Consider the following 15737-nt stretch of genomic DNA (forward strand, 5'->3'; position numbering starts at 1 on the left):
ATGAGTAGCGGACGTATCGTTCAAATCATCGGCGCCGTTATCGACGTGGAATTTCCACGCGACAGCGTACCGAGCATCTACAACGCGCTGAAAGTACAAGGCGCGGAAACTACCCTGGAAGTTCAGCAACAGCTGGGCGACGGCGTAGTTCGTACCATTGCGATGGGTTCCACCGAAGGCTTGAAGCGCGGTCTGGACGTTGTCGACACTGGCGCTGCCATCTCCGTACCGGTCGGTAAAGCGACCCTGGGCCGGATCATGGACGTACTGGGCAACCCGATCGACGAAGCTGGCCCGATCGCTACCGAAGAGCGCTGGGGCATTCACCGCGCAGCGCCTTCGTTCGCAGAACAAGCGGGCGGCAACGACCTGCTGGAAACCGGCATCAAGGTTATCGACCTGGTTTGCCCGTTCGCCAAAGGCGGTAAAGTCGGTCTGTTCGGTGGTGCCGGTGTAGGCAAGACCGTAAACATGATGGAACTGATCCGTAACATCGCCATCGAGCACAGCGGTTATTCCGTGTTCGCAGGTGTGGGTGAGCGTACTCGTGAGGGTAACGACTTCTACCACGAGATGAAGGACTCCAACGTTCTGGACAAAGTGGCACTGGTTTACGGTCAGATGAACGAGCCGCCGGGAAACCGTCTGCGCGTAGCACTGACTGGCCTGACCATGGCCGAGAAGTTCCGTGACGAAGGTAACGACGTTCTGTTGTTCGTCGACAACATCTACCGTTACACCCTGGCCGGTACTGAAGTATCCGCACTGCTGGGCCGTATGCCTTCTGCAGTAGGTTACCAGCCGACCCTGGCTGAAGAGATGGGCGTTCTGCAAGAACGTATCACTTCGACCAAGGAAGGTTCGATCACCTCGATCCAGGCGGTATACGTACCTGCGGATGACTTGACCGACCCGTCGCCAGCCACCACCTTCGCCCACTTGGACGCCACCGTCGTTCTGTCCCGTGACATCGCTTCCCTGGGTATCTACCCAGCGGTCGATCCACTCGACTCGACTTCGCGCCAGCTGGACCCGAACGTGATCGGCCAGGAGCACTACGACACCGCTCGCGGCGTTCAGTACGTGCTGCAGCGCTACAAAGAACTGAAGGACATCATTGCGATCCTGGGTATGGACGAGCTGTCGGAAGCCGACAAGCAGTTGGTAAACCGTGCTCGTAAGATCCAGCGTTTCTTGTCGCAGCCGTTCTTCGTGGCTGAAGTCTTCACCGGTGCCTCGGGTAAATACGTTTCCCTGAAAGACACCATTGCTGGCTTCAAAGGCATCCTCAACGGTGACTACGACCACTTGCCAGAACAAGCGTTCTACATGGTCGGCGGCATCGAAGAAGCGATCGAGAAAGCCAAGAAACTGTAATCCTGGCGCCCGGAAACGGGCGCTCATCAGGTTGAGGCAATCAGATGGCTATGACAGTCCATTGCGATATCGTCAGCGCGGAAGGGGAAATCTTCTCCGGTCTGGTAGAAATGGTGATTGCACACGGCGAACTCGGTGACCTGGGTATTGCCATGGGCCACGCGCCATTGATCACCAGCTTGAAGCCAGGTCCGATCACTCTGACCAAGCAAGGCGGGGAAAAGGAGGTGTTTTACATCTCTGGTGGTTTCCTCGAGGTTCAGCCGAACATGGTCAAGGTACTTGCCGACACCGTGCAACGTGCTGGCGACCTGGATGAAGCCTCCGCTCAGGAAGCCGTCAAGGCTGCCGAGAAGGCGCTGAACGAAAAAGGCGCAGACTTCGACTACAGCGCTGCTGCAGTTCGTCTGGCCGAGGCTGCAGCTCAGCTGCGCACGCTCCAGCAGATCCGCAAGAAGTAAGCGGCCTTGCCGTTACACTTCATGCGTGATTGATTAAAAAGGGTGGCCTCGGCTACCCTTTTTCTTTTTTTGCAAAACACTTCTTTGGTCTGAACCCGGACCGCCCAGGATTGGTAGCCATTCATGTCTCTTGAAATCGTCATTCTCGCCGCAGGCCAGGGCACCCGTATGCGTTCAGCCCTGCCCAAGGTGCTGCACCCGGTCGCGGGTAACTCCATGCTGGGTCATGTTATCCACAGCGCCCGGCAATTGGACCCGCAACGTATTCATGTGGTGATTGGCCACGGTGCAGACGTGGTCCGTGAGCGTCTGGCTGCGGACGACTTGAATTTCGTATTGCAAGACAAGCAACTGGGCACCGGCCACGCTACCGCGCAGGCTGTGCCCTTCATTACCGCCGACACGGTGCTGATCCTCTATGGCGATGTACCGCTGATTGAAGTAGAAACCCTGCAACGACTGCTCAAGCACGTAGTGCCTGGCCAGATGGGCTTGCTCACCGTTGAGTTGGACGATCCTACCGGCTATGGCCGCATCGTGCGCAATGCCGACGGCAAGGTTGCCGCGATCGTCGAGCACAAGGACGCCAGTGAAGCCCAGCGCGCCATTACCGAAGGCAACACCGGCATTCTTGCCGTACCTGCCGATAAGCTGGGCGACTGGATGAGCCGTCTGTCCAACAACAATGCCCAGGGCGAGTACTACCTCACCGATGTCATTGAGATGGCCGTCAGCGATGGCCTGGTGGTCGCCACTGAGCAGCCCCACGACCCGATGGAAGTGCAGGGCGCCAACGACCGCAAGCAGCTTGCAGAGCTGGAGCGTCACTACCAGTTGCGTGAAGGCCTGCGTCTGATGGCCCAGGGCGTGACCCTGCGTGACCCGGCGCGTTTCGATGTGCGTGGCGACGTAACAGTAGGCCGCGACGTGCTGATCGATATCAACGTGATCCTCGAAGGCCGGGTGATCATTGAAGACAATGTGGTCATCGGCCCGAACTGCGTGATCAAGGACAGCACCTTGCGCAAAGGCGTGGTCGTCAAGGCCAACAGCCATGTCGACGGTGCCGTGATGGGTGAGGGCAGCGATGCGGGGCCGTTTGCGCGCTTGCGTCCAGGTAGCGAGCTGGGGGCCAAGGCCCATGTGGGTAACTTTGTCGAACTGAAAAACGCACACCTCGGCGAAGGTGCAAAAGTCGGTCACCTGACTTACCTGGGCGATGCCGTCATCGGCGCCCGCACCAACATTGGTGCCGGCACCATCACCTGCAACTATGACGGCGCCAACAAGTACCAGACGACGATTGGTGAAGATGTATTCATTGGCTCCAATAACTCGCTGGTTGCTCCCGTCTCCATTGGCGATGGTTCAAATACGGCGGCAGGCTCGACCATCAACCAGGATGTGGATAAGTCCCAGCTGGCGGTAGCCCGCGCCCGTCAACGCAATATCGACGGTTGGAAACGCCCGGTCAAAATCAAGAAGACCTGAGTTATCCACAGCCTTGGCAGCGTCAAAACTCCAATGTGGGAGGGGGCTTGCTCCCGATAGCGGTGGACCAGTCAACTCATCAGGTGACTGACACACCGTCATCGGGGGCAAGCCCCCTCCCACATTTGCCGGTGTTGTTCGAAAAATAGTTATCGCCCCAGCTTGACGATCTTTCGCCAATAGGTTTTGATTGCCTTCGTTATCTTTCGGAACGAAACTTATCACTGCCATGTCGAAACGAAATACTCCCCAGCGGCGCCACAATATCCTCACCTTGCTCAATGAGCAGGGCGAAGTCAGCGTGGACCAACTGGCCAAGCGTTTCGAAACTTCGGAAGTCACCATCCGCAAGGACTTGGCCGCCCTCGAAAGTAACGGCCTGCTCCTGCGTCGCTACGGTGGCGCAATCACCATGCCCCAAGAGCTGGTAGGCGATGCCGCCCAGCCCATCTCGGCCTACAAGCGTGCCATCGCGCGTGCGGCCGTGGTGCGCTTGCGTGAACATGCGCGCATCATCATCGACAGCGGCAGCACCACCGCCGCCATGATTCCGGAACTCGGTCATCAACCCGGGCTGGTGGTTATGACCAACTCCTTGAATGTGGCCCGCGCCCTGAGCGAACTGGAACATGAACCGGTGCTGTTAATGACCGGCGGTACCTGGGACCCGCATTCGGACTCGTTCCAGGGGCAGGTTGCCGAGCAGGTGCTGCGTTCTTACGATTTCGATCAGTTGTTCATTGGCGCCGACGGCATCGACTTGCAGCGCGGCACCACCACCTTCAACGAACTGCTGGGCCTGAGCCGGGTGATGGCTGAGGTCGCCCGTGAAGTGGTGGTGATGGTCGAGTCCGACAAGATTGGCCGCAAGATTCCCAACCTGGAGCTGCCCTGGAGCAGCGTCCATACCCTTATTACCGATGATCGCCTGCCACTTGAGGCCCGCGACCAGATCCAAGCCCGCGGCATTACGCTGATATGCGCGGCAGTCATCTAGGAGAAACACCATGTGTGGAATTGTTGGCGCAGTCGCCGAACGTAACGTAACTGCTATCCTGATCGAAGGCCTCAAGCGCCTGGAATACCGCGGCTATGACAGCGCAGGCGTGGCTGTCTTCACCAACGCCGGCAAGCTGGAGCGTATGCGCCGCCCGGGCAAGGTCAGCGAGTTGGACCAGGCTCTGGCCGGCGAGCCTCTGGCGGGTCGCCTGGGTATCGCCCACACCCGTTGGGCCACCCACGGCGCGCCGTGCGAACGCAACGCCCACCCGCATTTTTCCGGTGACCTGGCGGTGGTGCACAACGGCATCATCGAAAACCACGAAGTGCTGCGTGAGCAACTCAAGGGCCTGGGCTACGTGTTCACCTCGGACACCGACACCGAAGTGATCGCCCACCTGCTCAACCACAAGCTCAAAGACCACAGTGACCTGACCACGGCCCTCAAGGCCACAGTCAAAGAGCTGCACGGCGCCTACGGCCTGGCCGTGATCAGTGCCAGCCAGCCTGACCGCTTGGTTGCCGCGCGCAGTGGCAGCCCATTGGTAATCGGCCTGGGCCTGGGCGAGAACTTCCTTGCCTCCGACCAACTGGCCCTGCGCCAGGTGACCGACCGTTTCATGTACCTGGAAGAAGGCGATATTGCCGACATCCGCCGTGAAAGCGTACAGATCTGGGACGTTGACGGTCAGTCGGTCGAGCGTGAAGCCGTGCAATACCGCGACGGTGCCGAAGCCGCCGACAAAGGCGAGTTCCGCCACTTCATGCTCAAGGAAATCCACGAGCAGCCGTCCGTTGTACAGCGCACCCTGGAAGGTCGCCTGAGCCAGAACCAAGTGTTGGTGAACGCTTTCGGCCCGCAAGCCGCCGAACTGTTCGCCAAAGTGCGCAATGTGCAGATCGTCGCCTGTGGCACCAGCTACCACGCCGGTATGGTGGCGCGTTACTGGTTGGAAGAACTGGCCGGCATCCCGTGCCAGGTCGAAGTCGCCAGCGAGTTCCGCTACCGCAAAGTGGTGGTGCAGCCCGACACCCTGTTCGTGACCATTTCCCAGTCTGGTGAAACCGCCGATACCCTGGCCGCCCTGCGTAATGCCAAGGAACTGGGCTTCCTCGGCAGCCTGGCGATCTGCAACGTCAGCATCAGCTCCCTGGTGCGTGAATCCGATCTGACCTTGCTGACCCAGGCTGGTCGTGAAATCGGCGTAGCCTCCACCAAAGCCTTCACCACCCAACTGGTGGGCCTGTTGCTGCTGACCCTGTCCCTGGGCCAAGTGCGCGGCACCCTCGCCGACGGTGTCGAAGCCACCCTGGTGGAAGAACTGCGCCGCCTGCCAACCCGCCTGGGCGAAGCCTTGGCCATGGACAGTACCGTGGAAAAAGTCGCCGAGCTGTTCGCCGACAAGAACCACACCCTGTTCCTGGGTCGTGGCGCGCAGTACCCGGTGGCGATGGAAGGCTCGCTGAAACTCAAGGAGATCTCGTACATCCACGCCGAAGCCTACCCGGCCGGTGAGCTCAAGCACGGCCCGCTGGCCTTGGTGGATGACGACATGCCGGTGGTTACCGTCGCGCCGAACAACGAACTGCTGGAGAAGCTCAAGTCCAACCTGCAGGAAGTGCGCGCCCGTGGCGGCCAGTTGATCGTTTTCGCAGATGAAAAAGCCGGTATGACCAACGGTGAAGGCACCCACGTCATCAACATGCCGCACATTCACGACACCCTGTCACCGATCCTCTACACCATTCCACTGCAGTTGCTGTCGTACTACGTTGCCGTGCTCAAAGGCACTGACGTTGACCAGCCACGTAACCTGGCGAAGTCAGTGACGGTGGAGTAAGGCTTACTGGCGTGTCGAAAAAGTGAAGCTATGAAATAAAGTCTGTCGCTGGCGCCTTCCTGCCCCCCCGGTTGAGCAGCCAGCGACGTTTTCCTGCGTGCCGCATTGCTCTCGACGCAACTCTAGGGAAGGTCTGAAGTACCCGCAGATTTTTGAAGCACGCGCTACTTGAGGCTCAAAAAATCGTGAGTCGGTCGAAAATCAGACCTTTCCTGCCTTTAGTTCATCGGGTTTTCCTCTGATTGCTGTGTTTCAGGGCAATCAACCCGCACTACAGGCGCACCTCTCCTGCATTTAACAACCGTTTGCGCACCATCCACAGGTTCGACAAAGCGAACAAGGTTGTCTGTTGCGCGATGTTTTTCGACAAGCCACGAAAGCGTACTTTCGTATAACCAAACTGGCGCTTGATTATACGAAACGGATGTTCAACCTTGGCCCGTACCTGCGCTTTCGCATACTCGATCTTGCGGCGAATCCGCCCGATCAAACTTTTTTCCGTGCTTTTTATAGCTGCTTGGACGCGCGGCAATCGACCAGATCATCTGGCGATCCTGATGCTCGGCTCGCTTGTCCACGCTGGTGTAACCGGCGTCGCCGCAGACATAAGTTTCCTCGCCGTGCAGCAACTGATCCACCTGCGTCACGTCCGCCACATTGGCCGTCGTGCCCACCAGGCTATGGACTAAACCAGACTCGGCATCGACGCCGATGTGCGCTTTCATCCCAAAGAAATATTGGTTTCCCTTCTTCGTTTGATGCATTTCTGGATCGCGCTTGCCGTCCTGGTTCTTAGTCGAACTCGGTGCATGAATGATCGTCGCATCGACCACCGTGCCGTGGCGCAGCATCAAACCACGATCCCCCAAATAACCATTGATGACCTGCAAAATCCCGCCCGCCAGCTCATGTTTTTCCAGCAAGCGCCGGAAGTTGAGGATCGTGGTTTCATCGGGAATCCGATCCAGATTCAACCTCACGAACTGGCGCAGAATCGTCGTCTCATACAGTGATTCTTCCATCTCCGGATCGCTATAGCCGAACCAGTTTTGCATCAGGTGAACTCGCAACATGGCCATCAACGGATACGCCGGACGGCCACCTTCGCCCTTCGATAATGCGGCTCGATCAACGCAATCAGCGCCTTCCAGGGCACCACCTGATCCATCTCGATCAGGAAGCGCTCGCGGCGGGTCTGCTTACGTTTGCCGGCATACTCGGCATTGGCGAAGGACATCTGGTTCATCGGGGTTCAACCGTTCAGTTTGTGCGAGGTGCGTACTTCATCAAATCTGGAACTCTTTTTCAGATTTTCCTTAGGTGAAAAGGATGTCGCTGGCAGTATATTTTGAACAAAATCTGTCGCAAACAAACACGTTGCTGGCGTTTTACCATTCAATGTTGTCGTGTCAAGACAAAGGTCTGGATTGTATTAAATTAGGATTAAGACCTTCCAGAGAGTAAAAAAGTGCACGGCTGCAACTTATGCCATCTAAAGCGTTTGTGCTGAAAGGTACGGTACAAAGTGTATGTGTGGGACGCACTGCATCTTGTGTTTCTCAGATCTCCCTTGCTTTAGGCCTGGGGTATTTCATGCTCCTTTGACCAGCTACCAGAGTTGCGTTGCTCACGAAAGATCGTACAGGACCTGAAACCAAAGAGCGCAAGGAGAGGTGTGATGAAAATCACGAATAGAAGTAGGGGGGCTCATCGTAAAGCCACAGTAATAACAACCAGTGCATTGCTCCTAGGGCTATGTGTTCCAGAAGCTATTGCTGAGGAAAAAATCCCGAAAAATTTCGCCATAAAAACCATGGCTTTTAATATCTGGAATCATGCGGAGAACTCAAGGATTTGGAAACTGGGAAGCGGTATAGAAAATCTCACATACTCAGACTCTATGAAAAAACTACTTTTGGATGTGTCTCCAGATATTCTTGTATTTCCTGAACTTGATAATAATGCTAGAACAATTAACACGAAGTACGGTGATCAAGTTTATGACGCATTCAAGCAAAATACAACTAATGTCTTGAATAGCGCTCCCCGAAAACAAGATAGTTTTGTCGATTTTCGCAAGAATGAAGATACATATCCTAAGGGCAGTCCTGAATATACTGACAGAGATAATCGTAAGAAAAATGGGCTATACTATAAAGGGATTGGAAGTGTTTTCTCTTCCGTGCCTTTTAAGGATTTGCCCGGAGATAGCATTAGAATTAATCCTGGCAATGGTTTTCCGGTAGGTGTCGTAACAGGCATTCATTTGGATCACTCGGACAGTTCGAGCGCTCGAGTCTCTGCGGCACAAGATTTTAATAAGGCAGCGGCAGCCAGCAACGTCCCGATGATTATTCTGGGTGACTTCAACGCCGGCGATGTTTCAGAGCGAGGGTTGAATAGGAAGACGCAGCAGAATTTAGTGATTAAAAAGGCTGACAGCAATGGATTATATACAGCGCTTGCCCGTGAATATACGGCTAGTAAACAAGTATATGCTGAAGTAGGGAAAACAGTTAAAAATTATTACGAAGGAAAAGAAAATTACGACGGGAAAAATATTCAAAAAATGTCGTGGGCAGAATGGGGAGAAGCTCTAGAGTCTGCTATAAAGAATAATAAAGATACTGGGCTGCAGGATGAAACCTACCCAGTTAACAGCAATCTTCCGAGAACGCTTAACACATTCAAGAGACAGTATCAGCTTTTTCAGAAAGACCAGAACAGGGAACTATTCCAACCTAGTCAAGTAGGTGATCAGCGTGCAACGTGGACAAGTGATGGGGAGAATTGGACTAACACATCTCCAAGCTGGGACCGTGCGACCATTGATCACATCATGGTCTCTCGACCTTTTGCCAAATGGATTGAGATTGCTGATGATGGTAAGCCATCAGGTAATCTTAGCAAGCAAGCCAAGCTGCCTAATAATAAGGACTCTCTTTCAGACCACGAACCCGTGGCGCAGAATCTGCGCTGGGTAGGGCCGCAGCTTGAAGTGTACAAAGACATTGCAGACAAAAAAGAAAAAACACGCCTTGTATGGGGAGCCGATGCTTACAACTTTGCGGGGAGAAACAAAAAATTTAATCTTGTTCGCAATAACTATCGTAATGATGTTTATCTTGGACAAGTTTCGGATGAGGCAGGTAATCCCACTTTAACGTTGCTGACTCTTCCAGAGAAAATGGATCTGCTCAATTGCAACGGTAGCAAAAGCAAGCTTCAGCGGGCTGTCGATGATTACTGTATCGACAATCACTCTTTTATCGGTGAAACCCTGGTAAAGGACGGGGGCCTTCTCGTCGTTGATGAGGATAAAGCTTTGGGAGGGAGCAAGGCTAAACTGCGGCTTGCCAATGGCGGGCTCATGGTAGCAGGGCTGTCCATGCCTGAGCTCGATCGTGAGATCGTTCTCGAACAGCAAGGATGGATCGATATTGCCGAATCCGGCCTCGTGGTGTCTGCTAAGAAAGCCGTGACGGGCACGGGCAGCCTCACGAAACTGGGGGCCGGAACATTGGCGCTTTCAGGCCCCAACAGCTATACGGGTGGAACGTTGGTCGAGGAGGGTATCCTCAGGGCTGACACAGGCGTTGGGTTCGTGAACAACACCGCTTACTCCATCAATGGTGGAGCGCTTGATCTCAACGGATTCGATCTAATCGCTTCGAAGCTCGAAGGCAAGGGGGGCGCGGTCCGGCTTGGAACGGGGTCGCTCACCCTGGACCAGAGCGTCAATACACGCTATGACGGCTCGATAGAGGGCTCCGGCGGGCTCACAAAATCAGGTAGCGGTGGGCTCATCCTTAATGGTCAGAATAGCTATACCGGTGCAACTCTGGTTCGGGATGGGCATCTTGTCATTGGCGACAGTGATCATCCGGATGCCCGCCTGGAAAGCCCCGTCACTGTGAGCCCGGGCGCTACGCTGGGTGGTATAGGCACGTTGGGTGCTCTGACAATCAACGCAGGAGGCAGGATAGCGCCGGGTAACTCCATCGGTACGCTGCACACCGGTGATGTGACATTTGATGCGGGCTCAGTTTATTCCGTCGAAGTCGGCCCCAACGGGCGCAGTGACCTGATCGATAGTGCCGGTGTCGCGACCCTCAATGGCGGTGAAGTCAGGGTGTCATTGGAGAACCGCTCCAACCTCCTGACGGAAGACGAGGCAAAAACGCTGGTTGGCCAGACCTTCAATATTCTTACAGCCAAAAAAGGCATCGTTGGTCAGTTTGCATCCATCACGCCGAATTATCTGTTCCTGGACAGTCAGATAAGCGTTCCGCGGACACAGCAATTGCTTAATGGGCCTCCCGTCCCTGCTGCGCCCCCTGCTGCGTCCGCAATACCGGGAGCAACCGTTCCGCCAGTTGCTGACGCACAGATTGTTGCTGCGCCTGCCCCTGCTGAGCCCGGGGCACCGGAAACAACCGTTCCGCCAGTTGCTGGCGCACAGATTGTTGCTGCGCCTGCCCCTGCTGAGCCCGGAGCACCGGAAACAACCGTCCCGCCAGTTGCTGACGCACAGATTGTTGCTGCGCCTGCCCCTGCTGAGCCCGGGGCACCGGAAACAACCGTTCCGCCAGTTGCTGGCGCACAGATTGTTGCTGCGCCTGCCCCTGCTGAGCCCGGGGCACCGGAAACAACCGTTCCGCCAGTTGCTGGCGCACAGATTGTTGCTGCGCCTGCCCCTGCTGAGCCCGTAACACCGAAAGCAAGCGTTGATGTAGCGATTGCTCCCGCGCCTGTCCTGTCACCCGTGGGTGTAGCACCTGTTCAGCCAGTGCCCGATATGACGGCTATGAGCATTGCTATTAAGCGCAACAACACCAGCTTTGCCAGCGTTGCACAGACTAAAAACGAGCGTGCGGTTGCAGCCGTGGCTGACACTTTAGCCCTGGGAAACCCTGTGTATGAGAGCCTTTTGACCTTCAACTCCGCTGAACAGGCCCGCCAGGCCTTCAAGCAACTTGATGGCCAGGTTCATGCTGATGCCGCCGCTGCGCAGATCGCCGACAGTCGTTATGTTCGTGATGCGGTGAATGCTCGCCTACAACAGGCGCAAGCGCTGAATCCAGATGCAAAAATTCAAGTCGACAGTAGCAACGGCGGCTGGGTGCAATTACTCGGAGGTCACACGCAACTCGACTCCGATCACAACGCCGCCAGCTACAGCACCTCTACCACTGGCGTGCTGCTCGGTCTGGACACTGACATCGGCGATGGATGGCGAATCGGCGGGGCGACGGGCTACACCAAGACCGATCTGAAGGGAGCCTCCAGAAAGTCGGCCAATAGCGACAACTATCACCTGTCGATCTATGGGGGTAAACGCTTCGATAGCATCGCCCTACGGTTCGGAGGAGCGAGCACTTGGCACCACTTTGACACCTCGCGTAACGTGGGATACGGCAGCCAATCGGCTCATCAAAAAGCTGTCTATAACGCACGAACGGATCAGGTATTTGGTGAAGTCGGTTATACCGGCTGGTCAGCCTTCGAGCCTTTTGCAAATCTGACCTACATTAACTTTCAGAGCGACGCATTCAAAGAACGTGGGAAAGCGACGGCGTTGCACGCCAGTAAGCAAAGTCAGGATGCTGTCGTCTCGACGGTCGGTCTGCGTGGGCAGATGCAATTGCCAGTGAGTTCGACTCGCTCGGTGAAACTGCGCGGTGAGTTGGGTTGGGAGCATCAGTACGCAGAGCTGGACCGTGAAAGTTCCTTGAAATTTGTCGGCAGCGAAGCTGCGTTTGCGGTGAACAGCGTGCCAGTGTCCCGTGATAGTGCGGTGGTCAAAGCCTCGGCAGAGATGGCCATGACCAAGGACACGCAGGTGTCTCTTAACTACACCGGACTGGTTTCAAGTCATGGTGGTGGCAGCGCGGTCAACTTGGGGTTCACTTTCCAGTTCTGATCTAAGGTCGGTAGTGGTGCAATGAGTTTCATTGCACCACACTGGGCCAATGGATATGCGCGCAGGTAACGCTGAGTTGAGACAGTTTCTAAACTCGACTTAAACGCCTGACTCTAGCGTTTACTGGGTGAACCGAGACGGATTTTTAATCCCGATCAAAAGGGCTGTTTTCAACAGCCCTTTTTCTATTTTGGATGCGCGCCCGCCCTTTACCCCTGCGCAAGGCAGTGACCTTATGCATCCGGGATGCCCATGGCACAGTGGCAACTGCCCAACCGCGAGACGTTCCAGGAGAGCGTGGGGCCATTCCACGAATGGATGGCTTTGCTGTATCAGCGCCGGGGCGGGTCACGTCCACCAGTACCGCACAAGATGAAAGAAAATCGGTGCCGCAAAGCACACCGAATCCAGCCGATCCAACATCCCGCCGTGCCCTTCGATCATGTGCCCCCAGTCTTTTACGCCGCGGTCACGCTTGATCGCCGACATCACAATCCCGCCGGCAAAGCCCAGCAAGTTGATCAGCAGCGCGATCAGGAACGACTGCCAGGGATTGAACGGTGTGGTCCACCACAGCGCCGCGCCGATCAAGGAGGACAGCAGAATCCCGCCCACAAACCCTTCCACCGTTTTCGACGGCGAGAGGTTGGGCGCGATCTTGTGTTTGCCGAACAGCTTGCCGCATACGTACTGCAGCACGTCCGAGAGTTGCACCACGATCACCAGGTAGGCGATCAACAACAGGTTGCGGCCTTCGTAGCCGGGGATGTCCAACGTCAGCAGGGCAGGGACGAAGGACACGCAGAACACCGCGATCATCAGCCCCCATTGCACCTTCGAGGCGCGTTCCAGGAAGTGTGTGCTGTCGCCGCCAAGGGAGGCGAGGATCGGCAGCAGCAGGAACACGTACACCGGGATGAAGATCGAGAACAGCCCATACCAGTCGGCGTAGATCAGCAGGTATTGCAGCGGCAGGGCCAGGTAGAACGCGGCCACCAGGGCCGGGTAGTCGCTGCGCCGGGTGGGTGTGAGAGTGAGGAATTCACGCAGGGCGTAGAACGACACGGCGTAGAACAGCAGGATCACCGCGCCGGTGCCTAACCAGAAGGCGATGCCGATTACCACCACCATCACCCACCAGGCGTTGATGCGGGCGTTGAGGTTGTCGATCACGGCATTCGGGTTGCCACGGGTGCGCAGCTTGAGGATCAGGCCGATCAGCGAGGCGATGACCAGGATCGCGCCGATGCCGCCGAATAACATCAGGGTTTGGCTATCCATCTCAGGAATGCTCCGGGGCAAGGGCGAGCAGGGCGTCGCGGCTGCGAGCAAGGAAGGCGGCTTTGTCTTCGCCTTCTGCCAATTGCAGAGGGGCACCGAAGCTGGTTGTGCATAACAACGGTAGCGGCAGCACGCGCCCTTTAGGCATGACCCGGTTGAGGTTGGCTATCCACACGGGAACCAGTTCGGCCTGTGGGTAACTCTTTGCCAGGTGATACAAGCCGCTTTTGAACGGCAGCAAACCCTCGTCGAGATTGCGCGTGCCTTCGGGAAAGATGATCAGCGAGTCACCGCGTTCCAAAGCCGCGAGCATGGGCAGTAATGGGTTATCCACAGGGTCCTTGCGCTCGCGGTCGATCAGCACGCCATTGAACACCCGGTTGATGATGTAGCGGCGCAGCGCGCTCTTGTTCCAGTAATCGCTGCCGGCCACCGGGCGTGTGAATTTGCGCAGGTTCTGCGGCAGCGACGCCCACACCAGCACGAAGTCGCCGTGGCTGCTGTGGTTGGCGAAATAGATGCGTTGCACCGGTACTGGCGCGCACCCCAGCCACAGGCTGCGAGCGCCGGTGACGGTGCGGGCCATGGAGGTAATCAGCGTGGCGACCACGGGTTCGAACATGGGAATTCCTTATCCGGCGAAAGGCAGCCAAGGGCTGGCGAGGATGACGCCCAAGGTCAGCAGCGCTTGCGCGCCCAGCAACCAGGCTTGTTTACGCAATAGTTTAAGGGCGCCACGGCGGCGTTCGGTCCACGGCCGACCGGCTCGCTTGGACGATTGCAGGCCGAGGGTTTGCAGGGCCTGGTCAAGGTCTGGAGTGCGGGTAACGTCGCGGGCCAGCATGGCGAACAGGTCGGCGTCGAAGGCCACTCGCAGCGCCCAGTACTTTTGCAGCAGGCCCAGCACGATCATCCACAGGGCCAGCAGCAGGCAGATCGTCGAGATACTGGCCAACAACAATTGGGCGAGGCCGAACAGTATGCCGAGCAACGTCAGGCCTGTGGATAACTGATCCAGGGAACGGCCACGGCGTAGCAGGCTGGCAACTATCTGGAGTTCCATATCAGGGTGCATGGTGCAAACCCTCCAACGCTTTACGGTGTGCGGGGTGCAGGACCACAGTGGCCCGTGCTGTACGAATAATAGCCAGTGCTTCATCGACCGTGGCGGCTCGGCCAGTATTCAGCAGCCAGGCGGCAACAGCAGTGGCGCTACGGGAGTAACCGAGGGCGCAGCACACCAGCAAGGGGCCGCTCGTTCGCAGGCGTTCAATGGCGTGTGCGGCTTCCAGGCATTCGTCGGCTGTTGGGGTGACGAGGTCCAGTACCGGCACGCAGGCATAAGCGCGGCCCAGTGGATTAATCGGCAGTTCGGCGCACAGATCGACAATGGCCCTGAACGAGCCCTGCTCGCTGGCCGTAGGAATGCGCCCCAGCCAGACGTTATCCACAATCAGGTCCGGCTGTGGATGTTTGCGTGTCCACAGCCGCGAATTGACCCACGCACCCGCTAAATAAGGCGCATACAACCAGCGGGCTGCAGGCGTAAGGCGGCCATCCGCACGTTTTTGAAAGCCCGACGCGCCGATCACAAGGTAGTTGGCGGTGATCAAACCCAGGGAAACTGCTGGCCACAGCAGCCACAGCCAGCCGCCGCCCAGTACCAGGGCAAGTGCCACCAGCAATAGCGTGCCCAGCCCATAGCGCACAGCCAGGCGCCAGCGTTGGTTATCTCGCGTCAACCACGCACTCGACAACGGGCTCGGGTGCTCCACCGGCCATAACCACACGCACAGCCACCCCGCGAGGGCGCCTGTGGGTAAGTCGATAAAGTGATGTTGATAAGTAGTCAGCACCGAGATGCCGATCAGCGCAAACCAGCCGTGCACCACCCAGCGCCAGACCCCCTGGGTGTGCCGCTGGTACATGACCCACAGGATCACCAGCAATGCGATATGCAGCGAAGGCGCCTGGTTGAACGGTTTGTCGAAACCGGCCAGCACCGCGAATAGCCAGCCAAACACGCCGTCCAGTTCTGGCCGCTCAAAGGTAAAGCGCAATGGCCAGATCAGGAAGCAACTGACGGCAATCACCTGCGCACTCAGCAGGCGCAGTGCATGTTGTTTCAGCTCATGCCGTGTATTGGGCAGCAGCAGAGAGAAGCCGTAGAGCAGGTCGATGGACCAATAGGGCACGATGGTCCAGGCCCAGAACGGCATATGGCTTTCCCAGCCGAACACCAGCGTGCCGACGTCGCTGCGCTGGCTGGTGACCCAGGTGGCAAAGCCATAGGTGCTGAAAAACAGCGGCGCCAACAGCAGCAGCCAAAGCACCGCAGGTTTCAATAAACCGGGTTCGCGCATG

The 15737-nt window shown here is 56.9% G+C and carries 10 protein-coding genes and 1 pseudogene; 6 read left to right on the top strand and 5 right to left on the bottom strand.

Annotation, left to right across the window (positions count from 1 at the left end):
- The 5 genes from atpD to glmS all read left to right on the top strand — a co-directional run bounded on the left by atpD (position 1) and on the right by glmS (position 6169).
- Positions 1-1377, top strand: coding sequence for a F0F1 ATP synthase subunit beta (gene atpD, locus E4O97_RS01375; protein WP_003195827.1), 1377 nt, complete (start codon positions 1-3; stop codon positions 1375-1377).
- Between the two features lie 44 nt (positions 1378-1421).
- A complete protein-coding gene (locus E4O97_RS01380; RefSeq protein WP_003177061.1) occupies positions 1422-1838 on the top strand; it encodes a F0F1 ATP synthase subunit epsilon in 417 nt (138 codons plus the stop codon).
- A gap of 123 nt (positions 1839-1961) precedes the next feature.
- On the top strand, positions 1962-3329 hold the full coding sequence (glmU, locus tag E4O97_RS01385) for a bifunctional UDP-N-acetylglucosamine diphosphorylase/glucosamine-1-phosphate N-acetyltransferase GlmU (protein WP_223017800.1): 1368 nt from the start codon (positions 1962-1964) through the stop codon (positions 3327-3329).
- A 229-nt stretch (positions 3330-3558) separates the two neighbouring features.
- Positions 3559-4326 carry a DeoR family transcriptional regulator gene (locus E4O97_RS01390; RefSeq protein ID WP_032878617.1) on the top strand — a complete coding sequence of 256 codons (768 nt, stop codon included), beginning with the start codon at positions 3559-3561 and terminating at the stop codon, positions 4324-4326.
- Positions 4327-4336: 10 nt separating this feature from the next.
- The gene (gene glmS / locus E4O97_RS01395; RefSeq protein WP_078822690.1) at positions 4337-6169 is read left to right on the top strand and encodes a glutamine--fructose-6-phosphate transaminase (isomerizing); all 1833 of its coding nucleotides are present in this window, start codon (positions 4337-4339) and stop codon (positions 6167-6169) included.
- A gap of 271 nt (positions 6170-6440) precedes the next feature.
- Here the strand turns inward: glmS and E4O97_RS01400 are convergent.
- Positions 6441-7415: pseudogene (locus E4O97_RS01400) on the bottom strand (IS5 family transposase).
- A 432-nt stretch (positions 7416-7847) separates the two neighbouring features.
- On the opposite strand from E4O97_RS01400, the gene E4O97_RS01405 reads away from it, so the two are divergent.
- Positions 7848-12092, top strand: a complete 4245-nt coding sequence (locus E4O97_RS01405; RefSeq protein WP_248160770.1) for an autotransporter domain-containing protein — start codon at positions 7848-7850, stop codon at positions 12090-12092.
- Positions 12093-12440: 348 nt separating this feature from the next.
- Here the strand turns inward: E4O97_RS01405 and E4O97_RS01410 are convergent, their stop codons facing one another.
- From E4O97_RS01410 to E4O97_RS01425, 4 genes are read right to left on the bottom strand one after another with little or no spacing between them, the layout of a single operon-like run.
- Complete coding sequence (locus E4O97_RS01410) at positions 12441-13373, bottom strand: phosphatidate cytidylyltransferase (protein ID WP_057710628.1); 933 nt, start codon at positions 13371-13373, stop codon at positions 12441-12443.
- Position 13374: 1 nt separating this feature from the next.
- A complete protein-coding gene (locus E4O97_RS01415; RefSeq protein ID WP_216090507.1) occupies positions 13375-13995 on the bottom strand; it encodes a lysophospholipid acyltransferase family protein in 621 nt (206 codons plus the stop codon).
- A 9-nt stretch (positions 13996-14004) separates the two neighbouring features.
- Positions 14005-14448, bottom strand: coding sequence for a hypothetical protein (locus E4O97_RS01420; protein WP_032878622.1), 444 nt, complete (start codon positions 14446-14448; stop codon positions 14005-14007).
- Positions 14438-15736, bottom strand: a complete 1299-nt coding sequence (locus E4O97_RS01425) for a phosphatase PAP2/dual specificity phosphatase family protein (protein WP_078822685.1) — start codon at positions 15734-15736, stop codon at positions 14438-14440. The genes E4O97_RS01420 and E4O97_RS01425 overlap by 11 nt, the downstream gene beginning before the upstream one ends.
- Between the last annotated feature and the right edge of the window lies 1 nt (position 15737).

Origin of the sequence: Pseudomonas sp. W15Feb34, assembly GCF_023127765.1 — a bacterium.
GTDB lineage: Bacteria > Pseudomonadota > Gammaproteobacteria > Pseudomonadales > Pseudomonadaceae > Aquipseudomonas > Aquipseudomonas synxantha_A.

What these genes read in the sequence shown, in the direction of transcription:
- atpD (WP_003195827.1), top strand. Translation starts at nt 1, where the DNA reads ATGAGTAGCGGACGTATCGTTCAAATCATCGGCGCCGTTATCGACGTG.
- E4O97_RS01380 (WP_003177061.1), top strand. Translation starts at nt 1,422, where the DNA reads ATGGCTATGACAGTCCATTGCGATATCGTCAGCGCGGAAGGGGAAATC.
- glmU (WP_223017800.1), top strand. Translation starts at nt 1,962, where the DNA reads ATGTCTCTTGAAATCGTCATTCTCGCCGCAGGCCAGGGCACCCGTATG.
- E4O97_RS01390 (WP_032878617.1), top strand. Translation starts at nt 3,559, where the DNA reads ATGTCGAAACGAAATACTCCCCAGCGGCGCCACAATATCCTCACCTTG.
- glmS (WP_078822690.1), top strand. Translation starts at nt 4,337, where the DNA reads ATGTGTGGAATTGTTGGCGCAGTCGCCGAACGTAACGTAACTGCTATC.
- E4O97_RS01405 (WP_248160770.1), top strand. Translation starts at nt 7,848, where the DNA reads ATGAAAATCACGAATAGAAGTAGGGGGGCTCATCGTAAAGCCACAGTA.
- E4O97_RS01410 (WP_057710628.1), bottom strand. Translation starts at nt 13,373, where the DNA reads ATGGATAGCCAAACCCTGATGTTATTCGGCGGCATCGGCGCGATCCTG.
- E4O97_RS01415 (WP_216090507.1), bottom strand. Translation starts at nt 13,995, where the DNA reads ATGTTCGAACCCGTGGTCGCCACGCTGATTACCTCCATGGCCCGCACC.
- E4O97_RS01420 (WP_032878622.1), bottom strand. Translation starts at nt 14,448, where the DNA reads ATGCACCCTGATATGGAACTCCAGATAGTTGCCAGCCTGCTACGCCGT.
- E4O97_RS01425 (WP_078822685.1), bottom strand. Translation starts at nt 15,736, where the DNA reads ATGCGCGAACCCGGTTTATTGAAACCTGCGGTGCTTTGGCTGCTGCTG.